The following is a 6,519-nucleotide window of genomic DNA, read 5'->3' on the forward strand; positions in this document are numbered from 1 at the left end:
GGAGTGAGATAAATGAAAATCTGTGTACTTGGCGCAGGTGCTTTAGGAAGTTCCATTGGTGGCACTCTGGCGGAGGGAGGGCAAGATGTTTATTTAATAAATCAACGGGCTGATCATGTGAATGCAATCAATACAAAGGGGCTGATTCTTAGGGATGGAACGAATGATAGGGCTGTTAGGGTAAATGCCCAAACAAACTGTGAGGGAATTGGAGCAGTGGATCTTGTAATAGTATTGGTGAAGTCTTTTCATACAAGAAATGCGATTGAAAATGCTTCATCCATTATTGGGGAAGATACATTGGTCATGTCATTGCAAAATGGTCTTGGAAATGAGGAAACTATTGCCGAGGTTATCGGCAACGATCGTGTTATCGGTGGAAAAACTTATGTTGGCGGCGTATTACTTGGACCAGGACATGTGATTGCCGGAACAAAGGGAAAGATTACTTTTATTGGTGAGATGAATGGCGAAAAAACAAAAAGGATTCAGAGAGTCGCAGATATATTGACAAAATGTGGGTTATTAACAGAGGTTAGTAGTAATACCACAGGAATGATTTGGGACAAACTTTTAATTAATGTGGCAACGGGGGCTTTATGTGGTATTACGAAATTACCATATGGAGATTTATACCAAATTCCTGAAATTAGAGATTGTGCTTTTGAAGCTATTTTAGAGGGTATAAATGTTGCTAAAGCAAACGGCATTATTTTATCAACGGAGGACCCCGAAGATATTTGGTTGAAAGCAGCAGCAGGATTACCATATGAATTTAAAACATCCATGCTGCAAAGTCTTGAAAAAGGCCAAAAAACAGAAATCGATTATATCAATGGAGCAATTGTCCGATGGGGAGAGAAAAGTAATGTCGCAACACCAGTTAATAAAGCGTTGGTTGCGAACGTAAAAGGGATTGAAACTTGGGTGGAAAAATACATAAATTCTTGATAAGGAAGGATGACTGAAATTTGCCCTATCAGAAAAAAGCATATCTTGAACATTCAGCTATTCGTGTAAAGGATATTGATTGGCACATTCGTTTTTTTAAAGAGGCATTAAATATGTCGATTCGTAAAATGGATGGGGGAAAAGATAACCCTAGACAAATATGGACTATTGGTGGAGTTCAACTGATCGCAGATCCTAACTTCTCAGGTGTCGAAGGAAGACTGGCGCATTTAGGAATCATGGTGGAAGATTTAGAGGCTGCTATGGAAGAAGTTTATAAATGGAATGTTACCGAATTACCTAAAGGACATAATTGGGTGGTCCTTCCGGATGGTTTAAATCTGGAACTGATCCAGGCAAAAGAAGGTTCCGTTGAAGAAGCATTAACTGTATATCCATGGATGGAAGACTAACTATTTTAAATAGCATTGGAGTGATTATGATGGGGAAAGTACTGATGTTGCATGGGATAAACCATAATATGTTTGGAAAAAGAAATCCTAAAATCTATGGATCTATTACTCTTGATGAAATTAATGAGAGTATGTTTCAACTAGCTAAAGAGCTGAGACTTGAATTAGAGGTTTTTCAAACAAATTCAGAAGGTGAAATGATTGATCGAATTCATCAAGGGTATTTTGATAAAGTGAATGCAGTGATCATTAATGCTGGTGCATGGACCCACTATAGTTATGGATTAAGAGACGCTTTGGACATTCTTGAAGTCCCGTTTATTGAGATTCATATGTCTAATATTCATGCCCGAGATGAATTTAGACATCATTCTGTATTTGCGGAAATTGCGCAGGGACAAATTTGCGGTTTTGGCTTTGATAGCTATCTTTTAGCGTTAAGAGCTGCAAAAACCTTAATGGATGAAAAAAATAGAAAAGGAGAACTTAGTACTTCTATTTAGAAGCAAACAAGAAATGGGCAAGTCTAATTTCAAATAGTATGAAGAAGTTAATCATCTATCTGGTTCTGGTGTAAAAAATTCAATTTACTTTCAAGCACTTTGAATTTTTCACACCAGAGCCATATTTACTTTTATGCTTTCCAAATCCATGCTGCTGTATCATCTATTACAAGTAAATGATAAAGTATCTTGTTAAAAGTAAAGGTTAAACCTTTACTTTTTTTATGGGTAAATATGGAGATTTTCTATTGTGTATATTATAATACAACCTTTTATGCTAACTGGAGTAAATATATAAAGTACATTGATTTTGTATTTTTAATTAAATTTATCTTATTAAAAACATATTAATATCAAGTAATTATATAATTACTGTTTAGTTACTTTTAATATATAAATTTATTAAAAGAAAGATAGAAGATAAGATAGTATTTAACAAGAAATAAAAGCGTCTATTTTTCTTCAATAAGTGTAAAGTTTAAAACCATAAATATATCGTAAATAATTTATTATTTACATATCTAATATTGTACTACTGGACCAATATAATATAATTCATAGTAAGAAGGAGAACCCTTTTCAGGTTCCCTTTTTCTGAACCTTAATTATGACAAATTTAATCTTTTACCCTTTTAATCTCTCCATGTGTTGTTGCAACTAAAAAAGGGTCCCCATGACTTCTAAATCGTTTATAATGCTTCGAACAATAACCTAAACTCTTGTGTTTACCATTGCACCCTTCAACCTGACAAACGCTTTTTGTTTGGCTTTTCGGAAAATAAAGTGGATCCCAGTATTCGGTAGTACTTAGAATTTCGCGTGCTTTTGCAAAATATGCATACTTCATATCACTATAAATATTAATTTTACTTACGCCTAGTTGAACCGATTCACAAGTTGAATTCCTTCCGTTACGTAAACTTCCACAATTGGTATAAAAAATCATGTTAAATCTGTTCGTTTAAAGCTCCAGGTTGCTTTTCATATTCTAGCCCGCTTGTGAACTGGGTCACTACATGTGTAAGTTCGTGCCCAATCACATCTAGTGAGTTTGTAAAACCCAACAAAAATAGTTCGCTGATTAATATATGATATTAATGATCACTAGTCATGACTCATACCTCATAAATTGGATCTCCGTGAACTGATATTCTGCCTTTTGTTCATAATATTCCTTGAAAGGGACACTCTATACTCAAAATAAACTTCTATAGATTGGAGGCTGTCAGAATGAAGGTTTTATCAATGATCCAGCCGTGGGCAAGCCTTTTTGTCCTTAGAGAGGCAACATATGAAACAAGGTCATGGAGAACGAATTATCGGGGGCCACTTGCCATTCACACAAGTAAAAAAATAGATAAAGACGTCTCTAACCATATAGCCATAAAGTCGTTGCTTGGTAAGCACGGATACACACCAGAGAATCTTCCAACTGGCCAGATTATTGCTGTATGCAAACTTGTAGATTGTTTGAAGGTAACTGAAAACAATGAGACATGGGCCATTCTGGAGGATGGTCGAATCGTATCAGGGAATGACTATTTTATGGGTAACTTTATAGTGGGAGGTTATGCCTGGGTAGTTGAGGATATGCAGATGCTGGATGAATTTATTCCAGCAAAGGGAAAGCTAGGATTATGGGAGCATGTTTTAATTTTATAGGAGCTGATACATTGCACACGATGCCCTGAATCGGCTCCTTCAGGAACCCACTTTTCACGCATAAAATCTTCTACCTTCTTTATTTTTTCAGACATCTATATATTGTGATTCGTGAATTAATAGAAAATAATAAAGTTCGAAAAAGTTCATATTTGTCGTCATTAAGTGTAAATGACAAAACATTAATAATATATAAAATACTTTAATATTTACATAACAGATTATGATAAATATTAAAGTTATTTTATAAAATTATAGTCGGATACAAGATTTATTTTTGAAGATATATGTATATGAATCTACAAATCTGGCCAGACTAATAACGTATTCCCCAATTCTAATAAATTTTTCTTAAGGTGCAAATCCTTGAAAACTAACAGCAATATAGATACTAAATGAAATAGTACATAAACAGATAAAATGCAATGTTAAAAAAGGAACGTTCTGTTTGCCTTTGGCAAAGAACGAGTGGTTCTTTCTTTTTTTAGCTGCTGCTTATATAACGAAACAAAAAGCAGTAGAAAAGAAATGAGTACAAACAGCGTAAGATTTAAACAATAAAAAAGAGCAAACCTTTTGGATGTGCTCTTTTTTTATGTTCTCTTAATTAAATATTGAGTGTAATCAAACATATATCATATACAAAAATTAGTTTGCACAATGGATTTTACCGTAAGCACTGAAGGCAATAAAAGCAATGACCATCTTTTGAAATAAATGGGTATGATATATAATAAATCTTTACTCAAAATATTTTGAAGGGAAATGTAATATGATAATTTCTAAGCCACGTAAAAAACATAAAGTGAAGCATCTGGAACCTGCAAGTATTTTGTTCGTCGGGTTTTTAGGATTAATATTACTCGGCACCTGCTTATTAATGATTCCTGCTGCCACGAGTGATAGACATCATTTAAGCTTTATTGATGCTCTTTTTGAAGCCACTTCTGCTGTATGTGTAACCGGACTAGCTGTTGTAGATACGGGGACTACATTTACTTTATTTGGACAGCTCATTTTGCTTGTGCTCATCCAAGTTGGTGGCTGGGGATTCATGACTATTGGTATACTCATGTTTATTGTGCTAGGTAAAAAAATCGGATTACAACAAAGGCTAATACTTAAGGAATCTCTAAATGCTTTTTCGCTACAAGGCGTTATTGCATTAGTCCAACGTGTTGTGCTAATTACATTGGCTGTGGAAGGGATTGGAGCCCTTATCCTAGCTATTCGTTGGTCACAAGAAATGAGCTGGGGAAGAGCAATCTATTATGGCATATTCCATTCTGTCTCTGCTTTTAACAATGCAGGATTTGGTTTGGAACCAGATAATTTAAGTAAATGGGTAGGAGATCCAACCGTAAATATTATGATTACGTCACTTTTCATAATAGGAGGGACTGGATTTTTTGTCATTGCAGATATTTTTCGAAAACGAAATATAAGGAAGTTTTCTCTTCACACTAAAATTGTATTAGTTTCAACTATCCTCTTAAATGTCGTAAGCACACTGATTATTTTTGCTTTAGAATATCATAATCCTCATACTTTAGGTGAATTGAGCATGGGCGATAAATGGTGGGCAGCATACTTTCAGGGAGTAGTTCCTCGTACTGCTGGTTTTAATACCGTGGATATTGGGGCGCTCACATTACCTTCAAAAGTGTATATGATGGGGCTTATGTTTATTGGAGCAGCGCCAGGTTCGACAGGTGGTGGAATCAAAATAACGACGTTTGTCTTAATATTGTTTGCTTTATGGTCAGTATTGACAAATAAAGAAGAGATTAATGTTTTTCGACGCCGAATTCCTAAATCACTTGTTTATAGAGCTTTTTCTATTACTACTTCTGGAATTATTTTTGTTTCTATTATTTTCTTTCTACTTACAATTACAGAAAAAGGTGTAGATATGGCTACTCTTTTGTTTGAAACGTTTTCTGCTTCTGGAACAGTTGGATTAAGTGCTAACTTTACAGGCGACTTAAGTCCTATCGGCCGAATTCTCATTACGGTTATGATGTTTATTGGTAGAGTAGGTCCTCTTACTATTGGGTTCGTACTTGCAATTCGCTCAAATAAGCAAGCTAAAATTCGGTATGCAGAAGAAAAGATTCTTATTGGTTAAAAATCTATTTTAAATATATGCTTTGGTCAACATATTCGTAATTATTGGAAATCTTAAAAAGCAGCCCCCTTCTTTAGGGCTGCTTTTAACTAAGCATTTTTGGAAGATACGTCAGCATATTGTTGAGGTTATTTATTTACATTAAACCAGCCTTTTTGTTTAAACCAGAGAATCATGCCAATTGTCATTAAAGCCATAATTCCTAAAACAATATAATACCCGTAGTGCCAGTGAAGTTCTGGCATATGATCAAAGTTCATCCCATATAACCCTACGACAAATGTAAGGGGGATGAAAATAGAGGAAATAATCGTTAATGTCATCATAATGGAGTTCATCCGATTGGCGTTAAGTGAAAGGTAATTATCTCTCATATCCGATGTCATATCTCGATTGGCTTCCACCATGCTTGTTAATTTTATCAAGTGGTCATAGATGTCATTGAAATAGGCTTTCTGCTCCGCAGGTATATATAAACGTTCAGAATTAATAATTCGATATAGCAAGTCACGCATAGGAAGAATGGTTTTTCTGAGCTTTAATAAATCACTTCGGATATCAAAAACATCATTCATCAGTAAAGCAATTGATTTTTTGGCATCTCTGCTTTCAATTTCATTTAATTTATCCTCAATTTCATACACAATTGGGAAGTAATCATCCACTAATTGGTCTAGAACCGCATAAGCAATATAGGACACTCCTTTATTAAATCCACTAGGATGTTGTAAAAGGCGTTGTCGTACTGTTTCAATACTGAGTACCGGTTTAAAGTGAAAGGTCACAAGATAATTTTCCCCAATAAACAAGTCTACTTCTTCAACATCTAACGTGTTGCTATTTAAATAATGCAGAACTAAAA

Annotated in this window: 6 protein-coding genes and 1 pseudogene; 5 read left to right on the forward strand and 2 right to left on the reverse strand. The window is 34.6% G+C overall.

What is annotated here, in order from left to right; translation table 11 throughout:
* The first annotated feature begins 12 nt into the window (after positions 1–12).
* From AC0C45_RS06635 to aroQ, 3 genes are read left to right on the forward strand one after another with little or no spacing between them, the layout of a single operon-like run.
* On the forward strand, positions 13–951 hold the full coding sequence (locus AC0C45_RS06635; protein ID WP_034649970.1) for a ketopantoate reductase family protein: 939 nt from the start codon (positions 13–15) through the stop codon (positions 949–951).
* Between the two features lie 20 nt (positions 952–971).
* Complete coding sequence (locus AC0C45_RS06640; RefSeq protein WP_016766258.1) at positions 972–1,364, forward strand: VOC family protein; 393 nt, start codon at positions 972–974, stop codon at positions 1,362–1,364.
* Between the two features lie 29 nt (positions 1,365–1,393).
* Positions 1,394–1,867: a type II 3-dehydroquinate dehydratase gene (gene aroQ / locus AC0C45_RS06645; RefSeq protein ID WP_047933882.1), complete on the forward strand. Its 474-nt coding sequence runs from the start codon at positions 1,394–1,396 to the stop codon at positions 1,865–1,867.
* Between the two features lie 950 nt (positions 1,868–2,817).
* Here the strand turns inward: aroQ and AC0C45_RS06650 are convergent.
* Positions 2,818–2,925 (reverse strand): annotated as a pseudogene (locus tag AC0C45_RS06650) (M4 family metallopeptidase); the annotation flags it as partial.
* Between the two features lie 172 nt (positions 2,926–3,097).
* Between AC0C45_RS06650 and AC0C45_RS06655 the strand changes: the two are divergent.
* Both AC0C45_RS06655 and AC0C45_RS06660 read left to right on the forward strand, forming a co-directional pair.
* The gene (locus AC0C45_RS06655; RefSeq protein ID WP_013056457.1) at positions 3,098–3,529 is read left to right on the forward strand and encodes an ASCH domain-containing protein; all 432 of its coding nucleotides are present in this window, start codon (positions 3,098–3,100) and stop codon (positions 3,527–3,529) included.
* Between the two features lie 772 nt (positions 3,530–4,301).
* Complete coding sequence (locus AC0C45_RS06660; RefSeq protein ID WP_034649972.1) at positions 4,302–5,657, forward strand: TrkH family potassium uptake protein; 1,356 nt, start codon at positions 4,302–4,304, stop codon at positions 5,655–5,657.
* A 128-nt stretch (positions 5,658–5,785) separates the two neighbouring features.
* Here the strand turns inward: AC0C45_RS06660 and corA are convergent.
* Positions 5,786–6,519, reverse strand: a 734-nt coding sequence (gene corA / locus AC0C45_RS06665; RefSeq protein ID WP_472927975.1) for a magnesium/cobalt transporter CorA, incomplete at its 5' end; no start/stop codon positions are given.

The sequence above is a fragment of the Priestia sp. VA7 genome (assembly GCF_055710015.1).

Excerpts from the sequence above, each read along its gene's own strand:
- AC0C45_RS06660 (WP_034649972.1), top strand. The coding sequence starts at position 4,302 with ATGATAATTTCTAAGCCACGTAAAAAACATAAAGTGAAGCATCTGGAA.
- aroQ (WP_047933882.1), top strand. The coding sequence starts at position 1,394 with ATGGGGAAAGTACTGATGTTGCATGGGATAAACCATAATATGTTTGGA.
- AC0C45_RS06655 (WP_013056457.1), top strand. The coding sequence starts at position 3,098 with ATGAAGGTTTTATCAATGATCCAGCCGTGGGCAAGCCTTTTTGTCCTT.
- AC0C45_RS06635 (WP_034649970.1), top strand. The coding sequence starts at position 13 with ATGAAAATCTGTGTACTTGGCGCAGGTGCTTTAGGAAGTTCCATTGGT.